Here is a 25,547-nt window from a genome sequence, read left to right as displayed (position 1 = left end):
TGTGTTATGTGATGTTTTTAATTAAATCTTTCAGGGTTGAATATCTTTATCTCAACCGTTGGCTTTTGGTCATTGGCAAGTTCTGAAACTGTTTTTCCAAAAATGGGTCCTAAGCTTAGTCCCATCATTCCGCCGCCGCCTGCAATAATCAGATTCTTCATTTGGGAAGACTGTCCTAAATACGGAAGTCCATCCGGAGCACAAGGTCTGTATCCGAACCAAATTTCAGATTCTTTTGGGGTTTCAACCTTGAAATCGGGTAAATATTTGGGGATGGATTGGATGATTCCTTCTACCCTTTTCATATTAATTTTATCCTGATGGGAAGCCAGCTCCATAGTTCCGCCGAAACGGATCAGTCCATTCATAGGAGTGACTGCTACTCTAGCTTCAAGTAATAATGCTGCATGCTCTAATGTATTGAGAGGATTTTCCGGTTGGTGCATCAACGAATACCCTTTTCCAGGCATTAATTGTATTTTAATACCTGCTTTTTGAGCAAGCTCAGGTAGGAATGAACCTCCTGTCATAATAAATTGATCTGCAGTAAATTCCTTTCCATTGGCAATGAGCGTTTTAATAGTGTTTCCAAAAGTTTTAAAGCCCGTTACTTGATGATGTGTATGAAAAACGACACCATTATTTTTAAGATAAGAGATCATTTGCTTCATCAGCTTCATGGGATTCATGTGGCCGTCACATTTATAATTGACCCCACCGATTACATCCAGCCGGACATTGGGCTCCAGCTCCTGAATTTCTGATTGATCCAGAATATCAACGGGTAATCCCATATTGATGGCTTTGTAAGCCAGTTCTGTTTCCTCTTCTGCAACTTTCTCTGTTTTATAGAGCATTAGAATACCATTTTGATTCAGTTCAAAATCAAATCCGTCTTTTTGGGCAATTTCATCATACAATTTGCTGCTTGCAAGATTAAGATCCCGGATTGCAGATGCAGAGTAATCAACATGTTTCTGGTTGGAATGTTTCAAAAACTTCAATCCCCAGGAAACCAGTCTGGAATTGAGTGATGGCCTTACATAAAACGGACTTTTACTGTCAAACATCCAGCGTATTCCCTGAGCGACGACACCCGGTGCTGCCAATGGAGTAAAATGACTGGGTACAATCATTCCTGCATTTCCATAGGAGCAGTTGTTGGTAAGGTCATTCTGTTCCAGAATTTCTACCTGCCATCCTTTCTGTAAAAGGTAATACGCTGAGCTTAATCCTGCTATTCCTGCACCGATAATCAGTGCTTTTCCTTTATTCTGTGTCATCTTGTTTGTTTACATCACCTGAAATCCTTGCCAATAAGGATCTTCGTCATCAATAATAATATGATTATAGCCGGTAATTCTGGCCCAGCCTTCTACTGACGGGATAATGGCTGGCCTTCCATCAACAGTAGTGGTTCCTTCAATTCTCCCTATAAACTGAGAACCGATATAGCTTTCATGAATGAATTCTTCCCCTTCTTTTAATTTTCCTTTAGCATACCATTGAGCCATTCTTGCAGAAGTTCCTGTTCCGCATGGAGAACGATCCAGAGCATTTTCTCCTACTAACACTGCATTTCTTCCACTCGCTTTAGAATCTGTAGGATTGCCCGTCCATTGAATATGACTTAATCCGCTAATATGTTCAATTTCAGGATGGAAGAATTCATATTTTTCATTGAGTAATTTTCGGATAATCTTTCCATAATGAATGAGCTGGCTGGCCGTAAAATCAGAAATATCTCTGAAATTTTCCTGAGGATCGATAATGGCATAAAAGTTTCCGCCATAAGCTACATCAGCACTTATTAATCCAAGATCCGGACATTCAACTTCCAGATTTTCAGCGTATAGAAAAGATTTTACATTTGTCAGCTTTACAGACTTTACTTTTTTCCCTTCCTGTATATAATCGATGAGAATGAGTCCTGCAGGTGTTTCAAGACGTAATTTTCCCGGAATTTTAGGAACAACAAGCCCTTCTTCAATAGCTATGGTAACCGTTCCGATTGTTCCGTGTCCGCACATGGGAAGACATCCGCTGGTTTCAATATATAAAACTCCGATATCATTATTTTCATCTACAGGAGGATACAGCATACTTCCGCTCATCATATCATGACCACGGGGTTCAAACATCAGTCCTTTTCTTATCCAGTCATATTCTTTCATGAAGTGAAGCCTGCGTTCCATCATGGAATTTCCTTTTAAAATAGGAGTTCCTCCTGCAACAAGACGTACAGGACATCCACAGGTGTGTGAATCTATACAAAAAAATGTTCTGTTCATATTGTCTGTAATTTTAAAGATTCTGAATTCATTACCCCATCCACCATTCTGCTTATTTGTAACGGATTGTCATTTTTAAGCTCTTCGGGTAGAAATTCATCCGGCCAGTTCTGAAAAGAAATTGGACGAACGAAACGCTTTACAGCATCCGGCCCTACAGAGGTAAAACGGGAATCAGTAGTGGCAGGAAAAGGGCCACCATGCTGCATAGCATACACAACTTCTACTCCTGTGGGCATTCCATTGAATAATAGTCTTCCGCATTTATCTTTCAGAATATTAATCAGTGTATCATTATTACGCACATCTTCATGGGTAGCGGCTACAGTAATTGTTAACTGCCCTTTTAATTCTTGAGCAATTTTCACGAGTTCTTCCTTTGTTTCACAAGCTACAACAACACCAAACGGACCAAAAACTTCTTCACTTAATACAGGATTATTCAGGAATGTTTGGGCATTTGTTTTTATAATTGAAGCGCTTACCTTAGAATCTTCTGTTGCTGTGTTTGCTGACATTATTATTTCAACATCAGGCTGTTCTATTGCGCTACTCCTGTTTTTTTCAAAACTTTCCAATATTCCTTTGTGGAGCATATTGACAGGAGTAACATACTGAGTTTCCTCTTTTAATACAGTGATAAAACGGTCAAGTGGTTTCCCTTTCAAAGAAATAAACACTCCCGGATTGGTACAAAATTGTCCAACTCCTAACGTTAAAGAAGCAATATATTCTTTGGCCAGAGTTTCTGCCTTTGTTTCAAGCAAGTTTTGAAAGGCAAATACAGGATTGATACTTCCCATTTCTGCAAATACAGGAATAGGATTTTCACGGCTGTTAGCAATATCAAACAGAGCTTTTCCCCCATGGAAAGAACCGGTAAATGCAACTGCTTTGATGTCTTTATGCTGAGTTAAATAAGCCCCGATTTCATAAGAGGTTCCGGTAATATGGCTAAAAACTCCTTCAGGCCATCCAAATGCTTTAACAACAGTAGTGATAGCATCAGCCATGATTTGTGAAGTCTTAGGATGTGCAGGATGTGCTTTTATAATGACAGGACAGCCTGCACCAATAGCACTGGCAGTATCTCCTCCCGCAGTAGAAAATGCAAAAGGAAAATTACTGGCTCCAAAAATGACAACAGGCCCAATGCCTACATTGTATTTTCTGAGATCTCCTTTTTGTTTTTCAGGCTGCGCAAGATCGAGTCTGGCTTCTGTATATATGCCGGCAGCAACCGCTTTTGCATAGCTTCTCCATTGTCCTGTTGTTCTGGCTTTTTCACCAATAAGTCTGGCTAATGGCAAAGAAGTTTCGGCATGAGTAACTTCCAGAAGCTCTACTCCTAATACTTCAATCTGATCCGCAACAGCATTCATAAATTCTGCCCGCTCATTGATGGTTGTATTCTTCAGGAATTGAAAAGCTTCAACAGCCATCTGGATTCTTTTATCAATATTTTGTGTGGGTGTTTCTTCCATCATATTTGTTGTTCTGGAATTAATAATTCGGGACGATTAGCTCTGCCCTCTTCAATAATTTTTTGAATTTTTTCAGCTTCTTTTCCATAAAGTTCTAGACGTGGAGCTCTTACATATGGATTGCTTATTCCTTCTGCTGTTGCAGCCAGTTTAATATATTGGATAAGTTTAGGGTGAATATCCAGTTCCAACAATGGCATAAACCATCTGTAGATCGCTACAGCTTTATCATACTCATTTGCTTTCACATGATTGTACATCGCCATGGTTTCATTAGGAAACGCATCTACAAGACCTGCCACAAGACCGTCTGCTCCAAGCATCAGGGTTTCCAGACAAATTGTATCTACCCCACCAAGAATTTTGATCCTTTTTCCAAAACGGTTGATCATTCTGGTTACATTCGCGAGATCTCTTGTTGATTCTTTAACAGCCTGAATGGTCGGATATTCAATAAGCTCCTCGAACATTTCAAGGGAAACATATATTCCATAATCTATGGGATTGTTATAAATAAGAATAGGAAGATCTGTCGCAGAAGCCACTGCTTTGAAATACTCAACAACTTCATGGTTGTCTGCTTTGTAACGCATAGGTGGAAGCAACATGAGACCGTCTGCCCCTAATTCTTTTGCTTTTTGGGCAAAGTTGACTGCATTTTTGGTAGTATTTTCAGAAAGATTGAGAATGACAGGAATTCTTCCCTGCGTTATTTTTTTTGCGTATTTCAGCAGTTCAAATTTTTCTTCTGTTTCCAAAGCACTGGCTTCTCCTAATGTTCCTGCAAGGATAATTCCGTGAACTCCTGCTTTAATCTGGGCTTCTGTATTGATAGCAAACATTTCAAAGTCTATCCCACCTTCTTTTGTAAAAGGAGTTAATACAGCGGGATAAATACCTTCCCAGTTTAGTTTTGTACTCATATCAAATAATATTTATCCAAAACTAGCAGAATTTCAAAACGGTAAATGTTAATATTTTAATAGGTTCTAACCGTATTTTAACATGTTGTTTTTTTATTGCTCTATGGTAGCCTCTTTATAATGCTTCAGGTATTCTTTAGGAGAATATTTCATAATGGATTTGAACACCCTGTTAAAATTGGTAAGGCTATTGAATCCACTATTAAATGCAACAGATGAAATACTGTACATATTACTGGCAGTTAATAGTCTGCAGGCCCTTTGTACACGAAGTTCATTGAGGTATTCAATATACGTAATGCGGGTACGTTTTTTAAAAGACCGGCAAAAAGCCTGAGGTGTCATACAGGCTTCTTTGGCAATAAGATCCAGAGTCAGTTTACTTTGTGTAAAATTTTTCTTGATAAAAGTCTGCGCATCTATAATTCTTTGATCAGTATCAGAAATAGGATTAGGTAAATTCTTTTCTGAAGATAACGGAATATGCAAATGCCTGTTTTGCATAAGATGATTTAAAATCCTGATAAAATCGATAATCTGATCTACTCCTTTAGTTTTTTGCAGGGCAGCAATATCTTCTGCGATACTTTTTTTAAGCTTGGCTGCCACCTGGAAACCTACTTCGGAATGATTGATGAAATTTTTTAGTTCCTCAAATTCAGGTAAGTCGAAAAATGCAGCAATCTTTTTATGAGGATCAAAGAAAATAGAGATGGCATGAACCTTCTGTTTTTCATTTTTCTCAAAATTGCCCCTGAAAACATGGGATTGATTAGCTCCGAGATAGAAAATATCGCCCGCTTCAAAATTAAAGAGATTCTGTTCTATGGCCAGTGTGCCATGTCCTTTAAGAATCCACATGATTTGCGTTTCTGTATGACGATGGAAATAAGGATAGAAATTAGGCATTATATCTTCCTGAATGCGAATACTTTTGTTGGTATCGGCGGGAACAGAAAACTGGAGGCTCTTCATCATAATATGAATGCTTTACTGGGTTATTAGATTAACAATGTTAAAATATTGCTGAAGTTAAGCAAAATATGAACATTAAATATCATATTAAAATCCAAATTTTACATATTCTTATTTTTAATGAATAAAGTACTATAAATAGTACAAAATCGTAACTTTAAACTTTTAAAATAAAAAGTATTCATAATATATGTTTTCAGCACAAACTTATCAGGACAGAAGGTCAGTATTACAAAGAAATGTGTCTAACGGAATCTTATTATTTCTGGGAAATATAGAGAATCCTGTAAACTTTGAACACAATCCTTATTATTTCCGCCAGGATAGTACTTATTTATATTATTTTGGAATTCAGGAACCCCGAATTGCAGCCATTATTGATATTGATGAAAATAAGACCATTGTTTTCGGAGATGAACTAAGTATTGATGATATTGTGTGGATGGGCAGGCAGGAAACCTTGAAAGGAAAAAGCCTGAAGTCCGGAGTACAGGAAACTTTACCTTATGCAGAGCTTTCTCAATATATTGTAAAAGCAAAAGCTTCAGGAAGAAAAGTACATTATCTTCCTCCCTATCAGTCTTCCAATAAAATTGTACTGGGAGATCTTCTTGGGATTAAAATTGCTGAATTGCAACCATCTGTGGAAATGATTAAAGCTATTGTAAAACAGCGCTCCATCAAAGAACCTCAGGAAATTGTACAGATCGAACAGGCTGTGAATGTATCCAATGAAATGCATTTACTGGCAATGCGTGCAGCAAAGCCGGGAATGAAAGAATATGAAATTGCCAACGCAATCCAGTATCTTGCGGCCAACAAAGAGTGTCAGATGTCTTATCCACCTATTGTGACGATCAACGGAGGGATTCTGCATAATCATTACCGCCTCAATACCTTAAAAGAGGGAGATCTTTTCCTCAATGATTCCGGAGCAGAAACAGCGATGGGATATGCAGGGGATCTTACGAGAACCTTTCCTGCAGGCAAAACTTTTACAACCCAACAAAAGGAAATGTATGAAGTTGTTCTGAATGCTTTCAACAATGCCCAACAGCTTCTGAAACCGGGAGTACGATTTAAAGATATTCACCTGAAAGCAGCACAACATCTGGTAGAAGGGCTTATCGATCTCGGATTGATGAAAGGAAATCCTGAAGATGCGGTAAAGAATCATGCTCATACACTATTCTTTCAGTGTGGGCTTGGGCATATGATGGGACTTGATGTACATGATATGGAAGACCTTGGAGAGCAATATATTGGCTATACTGAAGACGAACCAAAAGATACCAAAACATTCGGATTGAAATCTTTACGTTTAGGGAAAGCATTGGAGTCTGGTTTTGTTGTAACGGTTGAGCCCGGTATTTACATGATTCCGGATCTGATTGATATGTGGCAGTCCGAAAACAAAAACGCAGACTTTATTAATTATGATAAAGTAAATGAATACCGGGATTTCGGAGGAATTCGTGTGGAAGATGATTTCCTGATAACAGATAATGCTTACAGACTTTTAGGCAATGGACTTATCAAAACGGTTGAAGAAATTGAAAATTACAGAGCTGAACATTTAGCTTAATTTAAATCATATTTATGAGGAACATAAAAAAAATAACATCTATTGCATTGTATTTCCTGTGTTTGTCCCCATTGGCAGCACAGAAAACTCAATGGACTCCTGATGGTAATGCGTATTATTCATTTACTAAAAAAGGGGTTGAAATTGTTGACATACTGCATCCCGGGAAAGATCAGCTTCTTTTAAATAGTAGCGAACTGGTTCCTACAGGAAGTTCTGAAGCCTTACAGGTACAGAGTTTTCAGGTATCTCCTGATGATAAAAGTTTATTACTTTTTGCCAATACAAAGAAAGTATGGAGAGATAATACCCGTGGAGATTACTGGATTTACGACAAAAATACTAAAAAGCTTACCCAATTGGGAAAAGGGTTACCCACTTCCTCACTGATGTTTGCAAAGTATTCTCCGGATGGCAAAAAAGTCGCTTATGTGTCTAAGCATAATATTTATGTTGAAGATCTTTCCAGTAATCAGCAGACTAAAATCACCACAGATGGTACAGACGGAATAATCAACGGAACTTTTGACTGGGTATATGAAGAGGAGTTCGGAACTCAGGATGGATTCAGATGGTCTCCGGATGGAAGTAAAATTGCTTACTGGAAGCTGGATGCACGTGATACGAAAAACTTCCTGATGATCAATAATACGGATAGTCTGTATTCTTTTACCGTTCCCGTAGAATATCCAAAGGTGGGAGAAAATCCTTCCGGATGCAGTATCTGGTTTTATGATCTGGCCTCCAAATCTTCAAAGAAAGCTGATATTGCAGGGGATGAAATGCAAAACTATATCCCAAGAATGGAATGGGTGCTGGATTCTAAATCCATTATTCTGCAGCAACTGAACAGAAAGCAGAATCAAAGTAAAATTATCGTAGCAGATGCCAACTCCGCACGCAGTAAGACGATTCATACAGAAACCGATGCGGCATGGATTGATATAAAATCCCGATGGAATGACAACGATCCAAAGGGTTGGGACTGGATTGATAATGGAAAAGAATTTTTATGGCTTTCTGAGAAGGACGGATGGAGACATATTTATAAAATAGATATGAATGGTAAGGAAACATTAATTACAAAAGATGCTTACGATGTCATAAAACCGGAATTCTTTGATGTTAAGAACAATCAGATTTACTTTTTAGCTTCCCCCAATAATGCCACTCAGAAATACCTGTACAAGGTAAGTATGAAAGGAGGAAAAGCCCAAAAAGTAACCCCTGAATCCTATACGGGTTCTAATACTTATACAATATCACCCAATGGAAAAATTGCCCTGTTTACGAATAACAGTATCAATGCATTTTCCGCAGATGCAGTGATATCACTTCCGGAACATAAAGAATTAGTTGCTGCCAACAGGTCTGTAAAAGCAGATCCTGCAAAATCTAAAGCTGAATTTTTCCAGATTACTACACAGGACGGTATTACATTAGATGGATGGGTAGTAAAGCCTAAAAATTTCGATCCTAATAAAAAATATCCTATCGTTTTCTACGTATATGGAGAGCCTGCTCTGCAAACAGTTACAGATGATTTTTATACCGGCTGGAATTGGTTATATGCCGGAAATATGGCTGAAGATGGTTATTTATATGTTTCTATTGAAAATCGTGGCACACCTTCTCCTAGAGGAAGCGAATGGAGAAAATCTGTCTATCGTAAAATAGGTCAGATGAATATCCGTGATCAGGCTATGGGAGCGAAAGCTTTATTTGCAAAATGGCCTTATATCGATACTTCAAGAGTTGCCGTATGGGGCTGGAGCGGTGGAGGTTCTTCTACCCTGAATCTTTTAGGACAGTATCCTGATATTTATCAAACAGGAATTGCCATTGCACCGGTTGCTAATCAGTTATTCTATGACAATATCTATCAGGAACGTTATATGGGGCTTCCACAGGAAAACAGAGAAGATTTTGTTAAGGGTTCACCATTAGCTTATGCTAAAAACTTAAAAGGAAACCTTCTGTTGGTTCATGGAACGGGTGATGATAATGTACATTATCAGAATACAGAAGTATACATCAATGAACTGGTAAAATACAACAAACAGTTTCAGCTGATGTCTTATCCTAACCGTAGCCACGCTATTAATGAAGGAGAAGGAACATCGCTGCATCTGACAACTATGTTTACAAAATATTTAAAAGAACACTGCCCCCCGGGAGCAAAATAAAAATATACAAAAACCTGCATTATTGCAGGTTTTTGTATTTAAAGAGAAATTGGTATCTTAAACTACGATTTAGTAATGATGATATAATAACTTGTGTCACCACCAGTTGGTATATTGAGTAAACATTCATTGTGAGTTAACTGATTAGGTTCTCCGCCTATATATTGAAAGAAAAGTGCTACTTTTTGATTAGGTACTGTTGTTTGTAATGTATGTGTTAAGATCTGAGCATTTGAAAATGCATAAGATACAGTTGTTGTATTTCCAAAATCATCCCTGTTTGCGTTAATAATTCCTCCTGAAGTAGTATTAGAAGTATAAGTACTGCCGGATGCTGTGGCAAAAACGGTATTTATATTGATCTGTCCGGAGAAACTATAATTTTGAGTGTTATTATATCTGTTGCAACGAATTGATCCCCAGGTTTCAAAAGAATATACACCAGGCTCAGGAATTACAATATATTTAACATTACTTACCGACTGCCCATTCACTGTTGCCGAAGCATCTGTACCAAAGGTAAATCCTGCGCTATTGCCCTTTAAGCCGGCATCATTATTAATAGGAATATTGATATATTGATTGGGGTCATATAGCGAAAATCCGCCTGTGTTGGTAGTAAATGAATAGGTGGCAGGATAGTTGGAAAGTTGCTGATAATACAAATATTTAACAGTGACTGGCATTACTACACTATTTCCAGAGGCATCCACTCCTAATTTATTGAAGGGAGGAGTATAAGCCGGTGATGAAAGTCCAAGTAAATTTTCATGCCTTATATTAAGTACTCCGGCAGAGTTTACATGTAATAAGGCTGTGGGTGTGGAAGTTCCTATATTAATTCCCACCTTTCCTGTATTGATGACTTTCATAAGTTCTGAAGAAGCAGAATTATTAATTTCCAAAGCTTTCGTCCCACTAGTATTACTTTTAGATACAACATCAAGAGTGGCAGTAGGCGTCGCTGTATTGAATCCTATATTGCTGCTTTGAGCAAATAAAAAGAAGGAAACAAATGTAAATGGTATAAAGAATATTTTGTTCATTACCTTTTTATTTGCAGTTATAACTTAGAAATAATAAATGTTGCTTTTTTTTCCAAACCAGCAGCCTCTGAAAGAGAGCATGCATTTGTGTTGAACTGATCACCTGTTCCCCAGTTAGTAAATAGAGCAAGTTTCTGATTGGCTGTTGTAGTAGCTATAATAGAAAACATACTATTTTGTGAGGGATAATCATATTGCCCTGGGCTACTTAAACTACCTGCACTGTCACGTAGAGGAAATATATTGCTGCGTATACTGGCCTGTTCATTATAAGTAGTACTTCCTGTAGCTGCCAGATAAATACTGCTGACTGCACCTATAAAATTGTTTCCTCCATTGCTTCCCGATATAGCACCAGTACAATTAATAGAATACTTTAAATTTAGTTTATATACGCCAGGATCAGGAATGGTAATGTAAATTACATTGGTTGCCGGATTACTTCCTCCGGAGGTTCTGTTAAGCGTTGCAGATGCATCAGTGCCCAATGTTACATTTAGTGAATTACTGGCAATACCGGTAGCCTGGAAAGGCAAACTGTAGAAAATACTATTATTGTAAAGAGAAAATGGAGAAGTTGTCTGAGAGTTGTCGATAGTAATGTAAGAATAAAGTACAGCAGGTACATAGGTACCTACATATCCATTAGCATCTATTGCAATAGGTGTTACACTGCCTGCTAATTGGGGAAGGTTTTCGTAACGGATACTTCCTTTGGTATGCAGCTTCGCAGTTGGGATAGGTGCGTTTATTCCCACATTCCCATTATCAAGAACTGTCACCATTTCCGTTCCTGTGGAGTTGTTTATTTCCAATGCCTTTGTAGTATTGGTATTGCCTTTTGAGACGATATCCAGTGCAGCAGACGGTGATGACTGATTAATGCCTACTTGGGAATGGCTTAATGCAAAAGTAAGCACAAAAGCCTGTAATAATATTTTTTTCATCCTGTGTTATTTGGTGACAAATCTGCATTAAAAATCAAAATATATCAAATAAATATATACAACATAAATACATCACGCATACAACACAAGTTTCTCATTTTAATCTAAGTTATTAATTTTCAATTATTTAATTATTCTATTATTGTATCAATATAGATTTATTTTATTTATATCTTGACAAAATGAACTGTAAAAATTACCATCAAACATATTATGCAAAGAATAACATTTTTTTTAGTATAAATATTCATAAAAAAATAATATTGAAAAATTACGGCTCTGTACATATTTATTATTTAAAAAAAGAAACTCATCTTCCCGAATTTCATTTAAGATAAATTATTATTATTTTTGAATTAATAATTCTAACATCATTCATGAAACTACCACCCTCCTATTATTCCAATCAGGATGTTCTTTTTCTGGCGCAGGACCTTTTGGGAAAAGTACTTTTTACCAAAATCAATGGTGAAACAACAGCAGGAATTATTGTAGAAACAGAAGCCTATTTTGGCGTTAAGGATAAAGCTTCCCATGCCTATAAAGGCAGACGTACAGATCGTACAGAAACATTATACAGTCATGGCGGTGTATCTTATGTGTATCTATGCTACGGGGTTCATCATCTTTTTAATGTGGTGACTTCAGTGCAAGATGATCCTCATGCTGTTCTTGTGAGAGCTATAGAACCTTTAATTGGAACAGAAATTATGGAGCTCAGAAGGAATATGTCAGCTTCTAAACCTTCTATTTCTGCAGGCCCCGGATCGGCAGCGAAAGCATTAGGAATTGACAGGACATTCAATAAAAAAGATCTGGCCGGACATGAGATCTGGATTGAAGACCATGGAATTTCATATGCTCAGGATGAAATCAGTGCAAGTCCTCGTATTGGTGTTGCCTATGCACAGGAAGATGCTCTTTTACCCTGGCGTTTTTTTGTGAAGGGAAATAAATATGTGAGTAAACCTAATAAAGTATAAATATCAGGATTCATGGACCGAATGATGGAACTCTTTATAATACATCACCAGACTATCAAGAGAAAAACCTCGGTTCAGACCGCTTGTATTGGGTAAAACCCATACTTTTGCCCCGCAAAAATCTTCTGGCTGCTCTCCCCAAAGAATTTCTTTTTTCTTAGAAAATGCTTTGTAAGCTGCTTTGCCTAGAAAAGCAACATATTTCGGTTGGTATTTTGTTATTTTAAGTTTAAAATTTTCAAGAGATTCATCAAATTCTTCCTTTGAAAGTTCATCTGCACGGGAGGTTGCTCTAGCCACAGCTGTCGTTAGTCCATATCCAAAATCCAGAAGAGAAGTATCATTCACCGCTTCTATTTCATAGGGTGTAAACCCTGCCTGATGCAGTACTTTCCAAAAACGATTACTCCTCCCTGAAAAATGGTGGCCGTCATTTGAGGATTTTAAACCTGGATTAATTCCACAAAAAATAACGTTAAGATGTGTTGAAATAATGTCTGTCAGCATAATGATATTAAGTTACTTCGTGGTATAAAGGTATCACTATTTGTGTTATTCAAATTCCATTATATTATTATATTATATGAAACGTTTCATCTTCGGTAAAATACATTCTATCTCTGTTTTTTGCCGGATCACATAGTTTATAGTATTGATTATAAATTGATAGCGGTAATTTTGTATTGTAAAAGCAATGAATTTTCTTTAATAGATTTTCATTCTCAATATCATTAAAACAAAAATAGTATGAACTGGATTGCATTAATTATCGCAGGAATTTTTGAGATTGGATGGCCTTTGGGGCTTAAATTATCCCAACAACCGGAAAATAATAAATGGAGCTGGATCATGTTTTCGATCTTATGCATGACCATCAGTGGTGGATTTCTCTGGTTTGCTCAAAAAAGTATTCCTATAGGAACGGCATATGCAGTCTGGACAGGAATTGGGGCGGTAGGAACTTTATTGGTGGGCATTCTCTTTTTTCAGGATTCTGCAAGTATTTTAAGATTGCTTTCTGCTTTATTGATTGTAGTGGGAATCATTGGTCTTAAGGTATTTTAAACAAAAATTGGCTTAAGATAATTATAAGTCTTAAACCAAAACATTATTCAACATTCAAATAATAAACTATCTTCATGTATATTTGCCGCCTTTGAATTGAAGGACTTAAAATTCCCCTCCTTTGGAGGGGTGGCAAAAATTCTTTGAATTTTTGACGGGGTGGTTTTAAACATAATTTCACTTCTCAATCCTAAAGCTCTATCAATGGCTTATAAGTTCTCCCCACGGGAAGTTTTTTTCCATTGATCTGAATAATATTGGCAGATTTCACCTCTATTTTTGATCGTGATATAATATAGGATTTATGAATGCGGACAAACATTTCGGGATTTAGAATTTCCTCTATTTTACTGATGGGCATTTTAAAAGTGAAAGTCTCTGTCTTTGTATGAATATGAATGTATTCTCTTAAACTTTCAATATAAAAAATATCCTGGAGAATAATTTTAATCTTCTTTTTACCACTGTTCATGAAAATAAAATCACGTTCAGAAACTTCAAGTAAAGCATCTTCTGCTTCCATCAAATACCTGAATTTTTCAATAGCAGTCAAAAAACGCTCATAAGGAATGGGTTTCATCAGATAATCCGCAATATCTAGCTCATAACCTTCAACCGCATACTGATGATAAGCAGTTGTAACAATCACAAAAGGAGGATTTTTTACATTTCTGAGAAAATCAAAGCCCTTTATTACAGGAAGATGAAGATCAAGAAACATTAAATCTACATCATGAATACTTAAAAGACTGCTGGCATATACTGCATCGGCACATTTTCCTACGAGATTCAGTTCCGGATCTCTAGAAATGAAATTTTCCAGTATATCAGCAGCAATAGGTTCATCTTCTACAATAATACAGTTGTATCTTTTAGTGGCTGGTTGTATCATGGAAATCAATGATTAAAGTTATAATATAGCGGTTATTCTTATCTTCTACAGAAAGCGTATGATTGGGATAAAGCAATTCGAGCTGCCTGCGGATATTTTTCAGACCTATTTTTGTGGAATGCTCATGGGGTTGTTCCTGTTTGGAGTTTTCTATGAAATAAGTAAGAATTCCGTTTTTTAATCGGATATCTACTGTAATGAATGCTTCTCCCAGGGTTTCGGAAACGCCATGTTTAAAGGCATTTTCTATAAACTGTATCAATATCAGTGGTGAAATTTCCTGAGAAGCATTATCAATATTTTCTGTAAAGTTCACAGTAAGCTGACGGTAACGAATCTTCTGAATCTGGATGAAATCTTTAATATTCTCAATATCCTTGGCTACAGAAATAGTTTTTTCTGCAGCTTCGTAAATATTATACCGCATTACTTTGGAAAGCTGCAGAATAACATCCGGAGTTTCATCTGCTTTTTTCAGTGCCATTCCGTAAATGTTATTAAGCGTATTGAAAAGAAAATGAGGATTGATCTGAGCCTTCAGCATAGTAAGTTCCTGATCTAGTTTTTCTGATTTTAATTGAGAGATCTGTTCTTTGAGTATATTCTTTTGTCGTGTAATTTCAACCCCAAAAATAAGACCTACCATAAAAATCAGATCCATAAAAGAATTAAAAGCCACATAGCCGTTGATAAATCCTGTAGCATGCTTTCCGTCCAATGTTTCTGTAACGCCATAGATCTCAGGATAAATAATATAATGGGTTAAAAACCGGTGAACCAAAACAGTTGCTATTATAATGAGAATACAGAAAATATATTTAAAAACATGCTTAAGATCAAGCCTTTCGTTTACATACAGCAAAGCATACGCTAAGGGAATTTTCACAAAAAGATATCCGAGCTCCAGCATAAAGGTATTCTGAAGTCTTATCTGCCATTTAAAATCCGGAAACTGATATCTGGACCAGTAAAAGTCAAGGTAAATTTCCAGAATATAATACAATATCCAAAAAAGCAGATGAATCCGCCATTTAGATTGACTGTCTGATTTCAAGCTTATTATCATTTAAAAGTACAAAGTACTATTTGTTCTCTCAAATATAAAAAATAAGTCTATTAAATGAAGGTTACCATCTACCAACTATCAGTATTGATGATGGCTGCTAATAAAGGACTATGAAAAAACAAATGATTTTAAAATGTTACCTCTTCTTTTTATTCATAAAATTCAGGGAAACTTCGGGGTACATCAGATTAAAAAAACTGAAGATCAGCAAAACATTGAACTCAATACCATTAGTTCCGCCACCTGCCACAAACCATCCATTTTGCCAGTGGACGTAATAGATTCCAAAAATGAAAATCAAAATATTACAAACAGCCACTGGCTTGATCCATCTGTCAACCCAGATTAATGGTACCGATAAAAGATGGGTCAGTTTTACTACCCAGGCTATATAAATTCCTACAGGATTGAAACCTAATCCATTCAGATAGATCTGTCCAAAGTCATTTACATCCCCACTGAAAATAGAAATCACACTATGCATCAGCAAGATCATTGAAAGCGCAAAACGGAGGTAGAAACTTTTTTTCATAGAAACAAAATTAGTATACAAAAACAAAGGCACAATTTTCTGAATATCAACAACTGTTAAATCAATATAAACGTTTTATGTTCGTGGTAATTATAACTTTTATTGGTGAACAGTATTTTAATGAGATATTAATTTTATAACATATTTCAATATAAAGTGATTTAATTAAAAGAATTTATTATCTTTACGCCCAGATACGATGATGAGTTCCCTCATAATCATTAACCCGTCTTCAACAGATATTTCAAATGATTATGGCAAGATTCTAATACACAAATACTTTTATCTTTTTCAATTAAAAAAGAGTGGTAAAATAACTTACCACTCTTTTATATTATATCCAGAAAACAATCTTTCTTAATTCTGTGTCAGACTTTTCTTAATGAAATCTTCCAGTTCTTTGCCATGAAGGTTTTTAGCTAAAATAGTTCCCTGCCCGTCAATAATGACATTAAAAGGCAGTTCATCAACTTCATAAAGCTTTGCTACAGGGCTTTTCCAGAATTTTAAATCACTGATCTGTATCCAGTTGATCTGAAATCTGTCAATTGTTTTCTGCCAGTTTTCTTTATTCTTATCCAAAGAAACACCTACTATTTCAAACTGATTATTTTTTATCTGTTCTGAGTAGGTACTATACATCGTTTTCAACTGAGGTTGTTCCTCTACACAAGGAGCACACCATGTTGCCCAGAAATCAATCAGAACCAATTTTCCTTTCAATTCGGAAAGAGAAAATGAAGTTCCATCCGCTTTGGTCATTGTAATTTCAGGCGCTTTCTTCCCTATTTCTATTTTGTTTTGAGCATTCATATAGCTTGAAAACAGTATTAAAAATAGTAGTTTAAAACCATTCTTCATATTAATCATTTGTAGGATAATCTTTATCAAGCCAGTCTGTTTTGATATTTTTCGAAAGATTTAAAAGTTTCGCATTTTTGAAGCCCATTTCCATCAGCAAAGCAAATGCAGGACGAATATTGGGGCATTTTACAAAAGGACAGCATCCGCAGTAGACCACAATTTCTCTGTTCTTTGGAATATCTTTAAGATAATTTCTCAATTTTTCCAGATTTTCAGGTTCATGTGTTGGGCCAATGTCAACAGAACCCTTGATAATAGCTTCAGGACCAACTGAAATAATCACAAGATCTTTTGTTTTATTTTTTTCAATTCTGGAAGCCAGTAATGCGGGATCCATCAGCTGGCTGTCTTTCCATGGATCCTGTTTTTGCTGTGCCTGAATGAAAACTGAACAGACCAAGCAAGCAATGATAAACAAATATTTCATTCTTCTATTTTTCACAAAGATAAGTTGAAAAGTTCAGAGTTCAGGGCTGGAGTGTTTCAAGTTGACTTATTAAAATTTTTAATTTTAAAGCCTTTAACAAATAATTTTATACATTTATGTGAAGTATTGTTGAATAAAAACACTCTTAACAATGGAAGAAAGATTCCAGCCTGATGCTATCATTATCGGAACCGGACTGGCAGGGCTTACTGCTGCCATGGAAATTACCAATACCGGGAAAAAAGTACTGCTTTTAGATCAGGAAACTGAACAGAACATTGGTGGACAGGCATTCTGGTCATTTGGAGGATTATTTCTCATCAATTCACCACAGCAAAGAAGAATGGGAATCAAAGATTCTTATGAACTGGCATTACAGGACTGGAAAGGAACAGCTGGTTTTGACCGCTCGGAAGACTACTGGCCTCGTCAATGGGCTGAAGCTTACCTGAAATTTGCTGCTGGTGAAAAGTACGAATATATTTCAAAACTGGGAATCAAGTTAATGTTTATGGTAGGCTGGGCGGAACGTGGTGATGGTTCCGCAACAGGTCATGGAAATTCTGTACCCCGCTTTCATGTGAGTTGGGGAACAGGAACGGGAGTTGTAAAACCTTTTGTGGAAAAAGCTTATAAAGCTCAGGAAAAAGGGCTGCTTCAGATGAAATTCAGACATCGGGTGACAGAACTTATTACCGAAAACGGAAAGATAAAAGGTCTTAAAGGGGATATTCTGGAAAATGATACCCAGGAAAGAGGTGCTGCTACCAACAGAAATGTTATCTCAACATTTGAATATACAGCTCCAAATATCATCATCGCTTCCGGAGGAATTGGTGCCAACCATGAGCTGGTAAGAAAAAACTGGCCGGAAAGATTGGGAAAAGCACCCGAAAACATGGTTTGTGGTGTTCCGGCCTATGTGGATGGTAAAATGATAGGCATTGCAGAAAATGCAGGCGCTCATATCATTAATCCGGACAGAATGTGGCATTATACAGAAGGCTTACAGAACTGGAATCCAATCTGGCCAAAACACGGAATCCGGATACTTCCGGGGCCTTCATCGCTATGGTTTGATGCAAAAGGGAAACGTCTCCCAGCCCCTTTTCTCCCTGGATTTGATACGCTGGGAACTTTACAGTATATTCAGGAAACGGGGTTTTCTTATTCGTGGTTTATTCTTACTCAGAAAATTATCAAAAAAGAATTTGCTCTTTCAGGTTCAGAGCAGAATCCTGATATCACTAATAAAGACTACTCTCTTTTTCTGAAAAGGATTTTTGGTAAAAAAGCACCAGGACCTGTAGAAGCTTTTAAAGAACACGGAAAAGACTTTATTGTATCAGATAGTCTGGAAGATCTGGTTAAAAGAATGAATGAACTGGCTGGAAATACTCTGTTGAAATATGAAAACATAAAATCTCAGATTGAAGCCAGAGACAGAGAGCTAGACAATAAGTTTTCAAAAGACATTCAGGTTAATTATATCCGGAATACCCGAAATTATTTAGGTGATAAATTGGGAAGAGTTGCTGCTCCGCATAAGATTCTAGATCCTGAAAACGGACCTTTGATTGCTGTACGCCTTAATATTTTAACCCGAAAAACGTTGGGCGGAATAAAAACCAATCTGAATGGTCAGGTATTGAGAGAGGATGACAGTATTATTGAAGGACTGTATGCTGCAGGAGAAGCTGCCGGTTTTGGCGGTGGCGGAATGCATGGCTACAGAGCTCTGGAAGGAACATTCTTAGGTGGTTGTATCTTTTCAGGAATGAAAGCCGGAAAATACATTGCCGGACTTTAAAATTAAATACTAATAAATATGAGTAATTATTTCGATCATAAAGTCATCTGGATCACAGGAGCATCCTCAGGCATTGGCGAAGCTTTGGTAAAAGAGTTAACCGAAAGTAGCAATGCCAAAATTATCCTTTCTTCCAGAAAAGAAGAACAGCTTCATTCCGTTGCTGAAAAAGCTGGATTGAGTAAAGATCGGTATGCGGTGATTCCTTTAGATCTTAAAAATTATAAAGAAATGCCTTCCATTGCAGTAAAAGCATCAGAACAATTCGGTAAGATCGATATTTTGATTAATAATGCAGGATTGTCACAACGGTCATTAGCTATGGAAACCGATATTGAAGTAGATAAACAGCTTATCAATATTGATTATATCGGAACAGTAGCTCTTACAAAGGCTGTTTTGCCTTATATGATTAAAAATAAAGGAGGACACATTGCCGTCGTGTCCAGTTTAATGGGAATTTTCGGTGCTCCTATGCGAAGCGGATATGCCGGTGCAAAACATGCATTACATGGTTTTTTTGATGCCTTGAGGGCAGAATTATTCAGTCAGAATATTAAGATTACGATCATTTGTCCTGGTTTTATACAAACTGATATTTCTATTAATGCAGTTACAGGAAACGGATCATTACAGGGTACTATGGATGATGCCACAAAGAATGGTATGCCTACAGATATTTTTGCAAAAAAAATGCTCCATGCCATTGAAAAACAGAAACATCAAAAAGCTATAGGCGGTAAAGAAGTTATGGCTGTGTATCTAAAGAGATTCTTTCCCAATATATTAGCCAAAATAATCCGTAAAGCTAAGGTGGTGTAAAGAAAAAGCACCATTCAAGAAGAAATGATGCTTTTAATAAATATAATGAAGAATTTGTTTTAAAAGGTTTTTACCAAACCAATTCCCACAATTTTATTCTGATAAAATGGCATTACCATCGTGGATGAAAGCGAAGTTTTAACTTTATTTTTTCCTCGTAATAAATTATCAATTTTTGGAAACAGCCAATAAGCCAGTTCTGTAGAAAGAATTCCAAATCCGGCTCCTGCTACAACATCTCCCAGCCAGTGTTTATCATTCAACATTCTGTAAACTCCGGTGAAAATTGCAAACGGATATCCGGAGATACTGAGCCAGAAATTGGTGTCTTTATATTCCCGGAACATAAATTGTGCTGAAGAAAATGCGGTGGCAGCATGTCCTGAAGGAAAAGATAACGTATTAGATCCGTCCGGCCTTTCCTCTTTTACCAGATACTTTAATGGCATTGTAAAGGCAGCTGCAATTAACTGTGACGAAGCATAAATGATGGTGCGGTCTCTCAGATTATGTTTTCCTTTTATTCCCATTGCATTAAGCCCGTATACCATTACTGCCGGAGCATATTGGGTATAATTATCGAGCTGTATCTGTTTAGGCTGATGTTCGTTGATTTCAACCTTAGTAGATACATTAAGCTGCTTCAGATTCTTAATGGAAAGACCTGCTACTCCATAGGTAATAAATACTGCAGGAATGATCAGGCTTTTATAATTCAGTGTGTTTTTTTGAACTTCTTTCGTGCTAATGCTATCCTGTACAGACTTTTCAACCTTAATTGTATCATTGACACTCTGTGCATTGATTCTGCTTAAAATTGAACTCAAAATCATTACATACATCCATGTTTTTTGAAAGTGCTTTTTCATTCTAAATTACTTTAAAATTATCCGATTCTGTATTAAAATTTATAGCTGTATCCCAAGCGAACCACCTGGGTTTCGTAATAATCATTGCTGGTATAAGCAAATCCTTTACCCTGTACAGACTTCTTGATCACCATTGTATTGAGTAAATCTGAGGCGTTAAAAAAAAGTTCTCCCTTTCCTTTCTGAATGGCTTTTTTCACTCCTGCATCCATCGAAAATCTTGATTGTATTTTTCCCTGAGGAATAATATCCGGAGCCAGATACACCAAGGTAAACTGCATATCCAACCCTTTGGAGAAATGAAAAACATTGTTCATCTTAACATTCCCTGAGATAGCTGTTTGCTGATCTGCAGAGAATGTATTAGGCTGAGGATACAGATTTTGTACAGTAAATGCGTCAATCTGATTACGGTATATATTTCCGTTGACATTCAGGGAATAAACATCCGATACTTTTTGGTTCCAAATTGTTTCAAGTCCTGTATTATAACTCTTCCCTGCATTTTGGAAGATGGCATAAATTAAAGTGCTGCCCGGAACAATACTGGAAATTCTAGTGATCGTCCCATTGGCAAAACGATGATATAATGCAGAATATAAATATCCGCTATCCCAATTGTGTTTATATCCGAGTTCAACGGAGTTCGTAAACTGTGGACGTAAGGCAGGATTTCCTACTTTAATAATTTCAGCATCGTCATATTTAGGGAAAATTCTGATATCTACTTCATTGGGACGGTCTACCCTTCTGTTGTAGAAAACAGAGAACTTATTACGGTCATCAAGCTTATACGCCAACCTGAAATTCGGGAATGGCTGGGTGTAATTGTATCCGTCACTTTTATACGTAGGATGGTTTGGATTTACATCATACTGAATTCTCACATATTCCAGTCTAAGCCCCAATTCTGCTTCCCATTTTTCATTTTCAAAAATATAATTTCCATACACGGCAGGAATAAATTCTTTATAATCTGCCTTCCCACCTGCAGAAACATCCAGAACAGAGTTTGCCCCCGGAATAAAATTCATATTGGTAGGAATGCTTCTGTTTCTCAGCTTAATTCCTGTTTCTATTCGTCCATATTTTAAAGGTTTTACATAATCTACATTGAAATCGTAGACTTGTTCATCCGATAATAGTTTAAAAGCATCTGTTCCGGTAGAAGACGGCAGATAATTGTCATAGAAATATTTTTCATCCTCTCTATGGTACGTATAGTTGAATCCCACATTCAGTACATGTCCGGCTTCTTTGAATTTATGCTGATAAGAAGCAGTTCCCATCACTGTTGTTTTCAGTTCATCCTCCAGAAACTGCCATAAACGAAGACGCTGAGACATATCTCCATTGAAAAACGGCTGATCTCCCCTGTCGATAATTTTTTCACTTCCATACATTCCTGAAATAGTGAAGGTATTCTGAGGATCAATATTCCAGTCTATTCCGGCTTTGGTCGTAAAGAAATTGGTATTTCTGTTTCTTTTCAGCTGAGAGTTGATCAATGTTCCGTCATCATAACTACGGGTAACAAATTCATTTTTGTTAAGGGTTTCCGTATAAAGATTATCCGCCTGTAAAAATATATTGACTTTGTTTTTTCTGTAATTGATAGATAATGATGGATTAATTTTAGGCGTAAGAGTATACTGTGGTCTTATGGTGGGAAGATTTTCCTTTCTTACCCAAAGTGAACCTAGTCCTGTAGTGAACCCTGCTTTTCCGTTCCATCCGTTCTGTTTATTTTTTTTCATGATAATATTGATGATTCCGGCATTTCCGTTCGCATCATATTTTGAGGAAGGATTGTTGATGATCTCAATTTTATCAATCGCAGAAGCAGGGATATTATCCAGTCCGGTCTGGCTTCCAAAACCTGTAAGAGCCGTCTGTTTGCCATCAATCAGAACGGTTACTTTATCATTGCCTCTCAGCTGTACTTTACCATCCTGTACGGTAATTCCCGGAAGGTTTTGCATACTTTGTAATACGGAACCACCGCTTTGACTGATATTATCGGCCACAGAATAGGTTTTCTTATCCAAACGGCTGTCTATTTCATTCTTTTTGGAAGCTGTAATGGTAATCGCTTCTATTTTGGTTTCAGTTTCCTGCTGTGGAGTTAACTCAATGGTAGGAATTTCCAGAAACTCAGAAAGACTTCCTATAAAAACAGGTTGTATCTGTGTACGATATCCTGCGAGTGAGGTTTCCAGAAGATAGTGGTCTGGTTTTATTCCGGTAAGAGAAAATCTGCCGTCTTCATTGGTAATTGTTCCGGCTGTAAAAGTGCTGTCTTTTTCTTTTTTTAAAATAATATGAGCATAAGGCAATGCTGTTTTGTCTATACTCGTGATCCTTCCTGAAGCCGTCACAGAAGCTATCTGTGCAGAAACAAGGGAAGAAGCCACTATACAGGCTGGAAAAAATATCAGAGCTGTTTTATTCATTCTTCTAGTTTTATATTTTCTTTAAAGTCTTTTTCGTTATAACAGGTGTTGGATTATTCGTTTTGAAGGGGTAATTCCCGGTTGTATTTTCTTTGTGAAATGACAATCATCAATACCATCAGAGCAAGAGATATCAGAGAAGCATTGAGAGTTCCCAGATCCAGCCCTCCTTTCGCTAAAGGTTTGGTTAAAAGATCTCCGAAAGTAGCCCCAAATGGTCTGGTGAAAACAAAAGCAATCCAGAACAGCAACACATGATTGATCTTTGTGGCATAATGAAGTACGACAACAATAAGGATAATCAGTCCGGTAATCAAAGCTCCTGTCATGTAGCCAAGTCCTAAATTATCACTCAGAAAATCTCCAAAAGCAGTTCCCAGGCTGTTGGAAAATAAAATGGCAGTCCAGTAGTATAATTCTTTATTTCTTTCAAAAATGGGATAAACCTCAAGATTACCATACTTTTTATACCACAAAAACAAAGAAAATAAAAGACCTGAAAGTAAAATTAAACTGCCAGTCAGATAGCCGGTCTTCAGAGTTCTGTCGATGCAGTCAGAGATTTCCGTTCCTAAAGTGGTTGTTCCTATAATCACCATCCAATAGATGGCTGGTATATATTTTTTTACACCAAGCTGCACGGATAAAATGACGACAAAGAACAACAGGGTAATCAGAATACCTACTATATAGCCCAGATGAAGCGTCATAGAAATAAAATCACCTAAAGTCTCTCCTAATGTGGTGGCTACAATTTTCATCAGCCAGAATAGAAGGGTAACGGTTGCAACTTTGTTTACTGTTCTCATTTCTAAATAAAATTTATACCTCAGTATGTTTTCAATACAAAGGTGCAACCCGATTTAGAAGAAATTTAGAATTGTGGGAAAAGGGAATATTTTTAACTATAATTTAACAGAGAAAATATGATGTTGATTCTCAAACCTGTAGTTGATAGTCCACTGATGAAGTCTGCAGATTTCTTGAATAATAGACAGCCCCAGCCCGCTTCCACTATTATCTGTTGAAAGTTTTGAAAATCTTTTGAATAAAAAATCTGTATTCAGTTTCTCAGTCCCGGAATTGGAAACTTCAAAAACAGAATCAGTAAGCTGTAGAGAAATACTCCCGCCTGCAGTAGTATGACGGATTGCATTGATAATAAGATTGTTGATCAGTATTTCTGCCAGAATATTATTTCCACTTACCTGTACCTCATTGAAAATATGTTCTGTAACTGAAATATTTTTTTGCTCAAAATGTTCTCTGAGAATATCAATGCTTTGATGAAGCAAATGATCAAAAGAAATAGTTTCTGAACTGTCGAACTGGTTATTATCAATTTTAGCAAGCAGCAAAAGGTTTTTATTGATACGGGAGCTTCTTGTAAGCGCCCTGTTCATATCTTCTGCAATGCTGTATTGTTTTTCGGTAAGATTCTGATCCTGAAGCAAAAGATCCAGTTTGTTTTTAATAATGGCAAGTGGAGTCTGCAATTCGTGGGAGGCATTTTCAGTGAACTCTTTCTGGGTTTTGTAAGCTGATACATTACGTTCAATAAGTTTGTAAAGAGACTGATTGAGTTCTTCAAATTCAGTGGTGTCAGAAGTCGGAAATTCTATAGTATTCTGACTGTTAAGATTGAAACTCTTCAACTGATCCAATGTACTTCTGAACGGTTTCCAGACAGATGAGGAAAGCCTTCTGTTAAGATATAAAAGACCAACAACAATCACCACAAAAAAGAAAATGGTAATCATGGCAATAACTGCTATGGTTTCATGAGATTCCTCAATATTGGTCTGTATGGTAAACAGATAGGGCTTATTATGAAGATAAATTACTTTTTCAAGACATCTGTAGCGTTCTTTTTTCTGTTCCGAAATAAAAGGAAGATGCCTTTCGTAAGTATAAACACTGTCCCGCTTTACCTGATGGGGAGAAATTCTTTCAATATTGGTTTCAGGCTGAATATGATTCCATAATTCAAGGCTTTTGTCCAGTGCTTCTTCAGAAAGTTGCAGCTGATTGAATTCATAAGCCGTTTTTTCTATAATAATCTGATTATGCTCATCCAACTCACTTTTCCAGATCGTATCCACCACAAAATAATACACAGGAATACTGATCATCAGTACAATAAGTACGTAGATAAGAAAGGGTTTGGTGGTTTTGGTGAGTAGAGGCTTCAAAATAATGATGAATTATAAATTATAAATTTTTACTTTTTGAGGTAATGATAATGCTTCGGATTATTTTTAATATTTCTGTAGCTTCATTATTGATGCTTTCATATTCTGTGGATGATAAATAATCAGTATGAAATA

General features: G+C 36.6%; 23 protein-coding genes. 6 read left to right on the top strand and 17 right to left on the bottom strand.

The window, feature by feature from the left end; genetic code table 11:
• Window positions 1-17 precede the first annotated feature (17 nt).
• From BUE84_RS11350 to BUE84_RS11330, 5 genes are all read right to left on the bottom strand, one after another.
• Window positions 18-1,283 carry an NAD(P)/FAD-dependent oxidoreductase gene (locus BUE84_RS11350; RefSeq protein WP_079241728.1) on the bottom strand — a complete coding sequence of 422 codons (1,266 nt, stop codon included), beginning with the start codon at window positions 1,281-1,283 and terminating at the stop codon, window positions 18-20.
• A gap of 9 nt (window positions 1,284-1,292) precedes the next feature.
• On the bottom strand, window positions 1,293-2,291 hold the full coding sequence (locus tag BUE84_RS11345; RefSeq protein ID WP_079241727.1) for a 4-hydroxyproline epimerase: 999 nt from the start codon (window positions 2,289-2,291) through the stop codon (window positions 1,293-1,295).
• On the bottom strand, window positions 2,288-3,778 hold the full coding sequence (locus BUE84_RS11340) for an aldehyde dehydrogenase (NADP(+)) (protein ID WP_079241726.1): 1,491 nt from the start codon (window positions 3,776-3,778) through the stop codon (window positions 2,288-2,290). Before BUE84_RS11340 ends, BUE84_RS11345 begins: the two co-directional genes overlap by 4 nt.
• Entirely contained in the window at window positions 3,775-4,698 is a 924-nt protein-coding gene (locus BUE84_RS11335; protein ID WP_079241725.1) for a dihydrodipicolinate synthase family protein, read from the bottom strand. Before BUE84_RS11335 ends, BUE84_RS11340 begins: the two co-directional genes overlap by 4 nt.
• 93 nt (window positions 4,699-4,791) lie before the next feature.
• Entirely contained in the window at window positions 4,792-5,676 is an 885-nt protein-coding gene (locus BUE84_RS11330; RefSeq protein ID WP_238594408.1) for an AraC family transcriptional regulator, read from the bottom strand.
• 187 nt (window positions 5,677-5,863) lie between these two features.
• Here BUE84_RS11330 and BUE84_RS11325 point away from each other — a divergent pair, with 187 nt between their 5' ends.
• Both BUE84_RS11325 and BUE84_RS11320 read left to right on the top strand, forming a co-directional pair.
• The gene (locus BUE84_RS11325; RefSeq protein ID WP_079241724.1) at window positions 5,864-7,258 is read left to right on the top strand and encodes an aminopeptidase P family protein; all 1,395 of its coding nucleotides are present in this window, start codon (window positions 5,864-5,866) and stop codon (window positions 7,256-7,258) included.
• 14 nt (window positions 7,259-7,272) lie between these two features.
• Window positions 7,273-9,444, top strand: coding sequence for a S9 family peptidase (locus tag BUE84_RS11320; protein WP_099049842.1), 2,172 nt, complete (start codon window positions 7,273-7,275; stop codon window positions 9,442-9,444).
• Window positions 9,445-9,506: 62 nt separating this feature from the next.
• Here the strand turns inward: BUE84_RS11320 and BUE84_RS11315 are convergent, their stop codons facing one another.
• The gene (locus BUE84_RS11315; RefSeq protein WP_079241723.1) at window positions 9,507-10,490 is read right to left on the bottom strand and encodes a hypothetical protein; all 984 of its coding nucleotides are present in this window, start codon (window positions 10,488-10,490) and stop codon (window positions 9,507-9,509) included.
• A 17-nt stretch (window positions 10,491-10,507) separates the two neighbouring features.
• Window positions 10,508-11,437 (bottom strand): hypothetical protein, encoded by a 930-nt coding sequence (locus BUE84_RS11310; protein WP_079241722.1) that lies wholly within the window; start codon window positions 11,435-11,437, stop codon window positions 10,508-10,510.
• A gap of 377 nt (window positions 11,438-11,814) precedes the next feature.
• Between BUE84_RS11310 and BUE84_RS11305 the strand changes: the two genes are divergently transcribed.
• On the top strand, window positions 11,815-12,420 hold the full coding sequence (locus BUE84_RS11305; RefSeq protein ID WP_079241721.1) for a DNA-3-methyladenine glycosylase: 606 nt from the start codon (window positions 11,815-11,817) through the stop codon (window positions 12,418-12,420).
• 3 nt (window positions 12,421-12,423) lie between these two features.
• Here the strand turns inward: BUE84_RS11305 and mug are convergent, their stop codons facing one another.
• Complete coding sequence (gene mug, locus BUE84_RS11300) at window positions 12,424-12,927, bottom strand: G/U mismatch-specific DNA glycosylase (protein ID WP_079241720.1); 504 nt, start codon at window positions 12,925-12,927, stop codon at window positions 12,424-12,426.
• 240 nt (window positions 12,928-13,167) lie between these two features.
• On the opposite strand from mug, the gene BUE84_RS11295 reads away from it, so the two are divergent.
• Complete coding sequence (locus BUE84_RS11295; RefSeq protein ID WP_034698029.1) at window positions 13,168-13,485, top strand: DMT family transporter; 318 nt, start codon at window positions 13,168-13,170, stop codon at window positions 13,483-13,485.
• A gap of 190 nt (window positions 13,486-13,675) precedes the next feature.
• Here the strand turns inward: BUE84_RS11295 and BUE84_RS11290 are convergent, their stop codons facing one another.
• The 5 genes from BUE84_RS11290 to BUE84_RS11270 form a co-directional block, all read right to left on the bottom strand.
• Complete coding sequence (locus BUE84_RS11290) at window positions 13,676-14,377, bottom strand: LytR/AlgR family response regulator transcription factor (RefSeq protein ID WP_079241719.1); 702 nt, start codon at window positions 14,375-14,377, stop codon at window positions 13,676-13,678.
• Window positions 14,358-15,431 (bottom strand): sensor histidine kinase, encoded by a 1,074-nt coding sequence (locus tag BUE84_RS11285; protein ID WP_079243919.1) that lies wholly within the window; start codon window positions 15,429-15,431, stop codon window positions 14,358-14,360. Before BUE84_RS11285 ends, BUE84_RS11290 begins: the two co-directional genes overlap by 20 nt.
• A gap of 148 nt (window positions 15,432-15,579) precedes the next feature.
• The gene (locus BUE84_RS11280) at window positions 15,580-15,975 is read right to left on the bottom strand and encodes a DoxX family protein (RefSeq protein ID WP_079241718.1); all 396 of its coding nucleotides are present in this window, start codon (window positions 15,973-15,975) and stop codon (window positions 15,580-15,582) included.
• 357 nt (window positions 15,976-16,332) lie between these two features.
• Window positions 16,333-16,836 (bottom strand): TlpA family protein disulfide reductase, encoded by a 504-nt coding sequence (locus tag BUE84_RS11275; RefSeq protein ID WP_238594407.1) that lies wholly within the window; start codon window positions 16,834-16,836, stop codon window positions 16,333-16,335.
• Between the two features lies 1 nt (window position 16,837).
• On the bottom strand, window positions 16,838-17,266 hold the full coding sequence (locus BUE84_RS11270) for a rhodanese-like domain-containing protein (protein WP_079241716.1): 429 nt from the start codon (window positions 17,264-17,266) through the stop codon (window positions 16,838-16,840).
• 151 nt (window positions 17,267-17,417) lie between these two features.
• Between BUE84_RS11270 and BUE84_RS11265 the strand changes: the two genes are divergently transcribed.
• Window positions 17,418-19,076 carry an FAD-binding dehydrogenase gene (locus tag BUE84_RS11265; protein WP_079241715.1) on the top strand — a complete coding sequence of 553 codons (1,659 nt, stop codon included), beginning with the start codon at window positions 17,418-17,420 and terminating at the stop codon, window positions 19,074-19,076.
• Between the two features lie 18 nt (window positions 19,077-19,094).
• Entirely contained in the window at window positions 19,095-19,898 is an 804-nt protein-coding gene (locus tag BUE84_RS11260) for an SDR family oxidoreductase (protein ID WP_079241714.1), read from the top strand.
• A 59-nt stretch (window positions 19,899-19,957) separates the two neighbouring features.
• Here the strand turns inward: BUE84_RS11260 and BUE84_RS11255 are convergent, their stop codons facing one another.
• From BUE84_RS11255 to BUE84_RS11240, 4 genes are all read right to left on the bottom strand, one after another.
• Complete coding sequence (locus tag BUE84_RS11255; protein ID WP_079241713.1) at window positions 19,958-20,767, bottom strand: phosphatase PAP2 family protein; 810 nt, start codon at window positions 20,765-20,767, stop codon at window positions 19,958-19,960.
• 32 nt (window positions 20,768-20,799) lie between these two features.
• A complete protein-coding gene (locus BUE84_RS11250) occupies window positions 20,800-23,220 on the bottom strand; it encodes a TonB-dependent receptor domain-containing protein (RefSeq protein WP_079241712.1) in 2,421 nt (806 codons plus the stop codon).
• Between the two features lie 53 nt (window positions 23,221-23,273).
• On the bottom strand, window positions 23,274-24,029 hold the full coding sequence (locus BUE84_RS11245) for a hypothetical protein (RefSeq protein WP_079241711.1): 756 nt from the start codon (window positions 24,027-24,029) through the stop codon (window positions 23,274-23,276).
• 96 nt (window positions 24,030-24,125) lie between these two features.
• On the bottom strand, window positions 24,126-25,412 hold the full coding sequence (locus tag BUE84_RS11240; protein WP_079241710.1) for a sensor histidine kinase: 1,287 nt from the start codon (window positions 25,410-25,412) through the stop codon (window positions 24,126-24,128).
• Between the last annotated feature and the right edge of the window lie 135 nt (window positions 25,413-25,547).

The sequence above is a fragment of the Chryseobacterium indologenes genome (genome assembly GCF_002025665.1).
GTDB classification, from domain to species: Bacteria; Bacteroidota; Bacteroidia; order Flavobacteriales; family Weeksellaceae; genus Chryseobacterium; species Chryseobacterium metallicongregator.
Note: the sequence above shows the minus strand (reverse complement) of the source record. Positions and strands in the feature narration are given on the sequence as shown.

What these genes read in the sequence shown, in the direction of transcription:
- BUE84_RS11350 (WP_079241728.1), bottom strand. Translation starts at nt 1,283, where the DNA reads ATGACACAGAATAAAGGAAAAGCACTGATTATCGGTGCAGGAATAGCA.
- BUE84_RS11345 (WP_079241727.1), bottom strand. Translation starts at nt 2,291, where the DNA reads ATGAACAGAACATTTTTTTGTATAGATTCACACACCTGTGGATGTCCT.
- BUE84_RS11340 (WP_079241726.1), bottom strand. Translation starts at nt 3,778, where the DNA reads ATGATGGAAGAAACACCCACACAAAATATTGATAAAAGAATCCAGATG.
- BUE84_RS11335 (WP_079241725.1), bottom strand. Translation starts at nt 4,698, where the DNA reads ATGAGTACAAAACTAAACTGGGAAGGTATTTATCCCGCTGTATTAACT.
- BUE84_RS11330 (WP_238594408.1), bottom strand. Translation starts at nt 5,676, where the DNA reads ATGATGAAGAGCCTCCAGTTTTCTGTTCCCGCCGATACCAACAAAAGT.
- BUE84_RS11325 (WP_079241724.1), top strand. Translation starts at nt 5,864, where the DNA reads ATGTTTTCAGCACAAACTTATCAGGACAGAAGGTCAGTATTACAAAGA.
- BUE84_RS11320 (WP_099049842.1), top strand. Translation starts at nt 7,273, where the DNA reads ATGAGGAACATAAAAAAAATAACATCTATTGCATTGTATTTCCTGTGT.
- BUE84_RS11315 (WP_079241723.1), bottom strand. Translation starts at nt 10,490, where the DNA reads ATGAACAAAATATTCTTTATACCATTTACATTTGTTTCCTTCTTTTTA.
- BUE84_RS11310 (WP_079241722.1), bottom strand. Translation starts at nt 11,437, where the DNA reads ATGAAAAAAATATTATTACAGGCTTTTGTGCTTACTTTTGCATTAAGC.
- BUE84_RS11305 (WP_079241721.1), top strand. Translation starts at nt 11,815, where the DNA reads ATGAAACTACCACCCTCCTATTATTCCAATCAGGATGTTCTTTTTCTG.
- mug (WP_079241720.1), bottom strand. Translation starts at nt 12,927, where the DNA reads ATGCTGACAGACATTATTTCAACACATCTTAACGTTATTTTTTGTGGA.
- BUE84_RS11295 (WP_034698029.1), top strand. Translation starts at nt 13,168, where the DNA reads ATGAACTGGATTGCATTAATTATCGCAGGAATTTTTGAGATTGGATGG.
- BUE84_RS11290 (WP_079241719.1), bottom strand. Translation starts at nt 14,377, where the DNA reads ATGATACAACCAGCCACTAAAAGATACAACTGTATTATTGTAGAAGAT.
- BUE84_RS11280 (WP_079241718.1), bottom strand. Translation starts at nt 15,975, where the DNA reads ATGAAAAAAAGTTTCTACCTCCGTTTTGCGCTTTCAATGATCTTGCTG.
- BUE84_RS11275 (WP_238594407.1), bottom strand. Translation starts at nt 16,836, where the DNA reads ATGAAGAATGGTTTTAAACTACTATTTTTAATACTGTTTTCAAGCTAT.
- BUE84_RS11270 (WP_079241716.1), bottom strand. Translation starts at nt 17,266, where the DNA reads ATGAAATATTTGTTTATCATTGCTTGCTTGGTCTGTTCAGTTTTCATT.
- BUE84_RS11265 (WP_079241715.1), top strand. Translation starts at nt 17,418, where the DNA reads ATGGAAGAAAGATTCCAGCCTGATGCTATCATTATCGGAACCGGACTG.
- BUE84_RS11260 (WP_079241714.1), top strand. Translation starts at nt 19,095, where the DNA reads ATGAGTAATTATTTCGATCATAAAGTCATCTGGATCACAGGAGCATCC.
- BUE84_RS11255 (WP_079241713.1), bottom strand. Translation starts at nt 20,767, where the DNA reads ATGAAAAAGCACTTTCAAAAAACATGGATGTATGTAATGATTTTGAGT.
- BUE84_RS11250 (WP_079241712.1), bottom strand. Translation starts at nt 23,220, where the DNA reads ATGAATAAAACAGCTCTGATATTTTTTCCAGCCTGTATAGTGGCTTCT.
- BUE84_RS11245 (WP_079241711.1), bottom strand. Translation starts at nt 24,029, where the DNA reads ATGAGAACAGTAAACAAAGTTGCAACCGTTACCCTTCTATTCTGGCTG.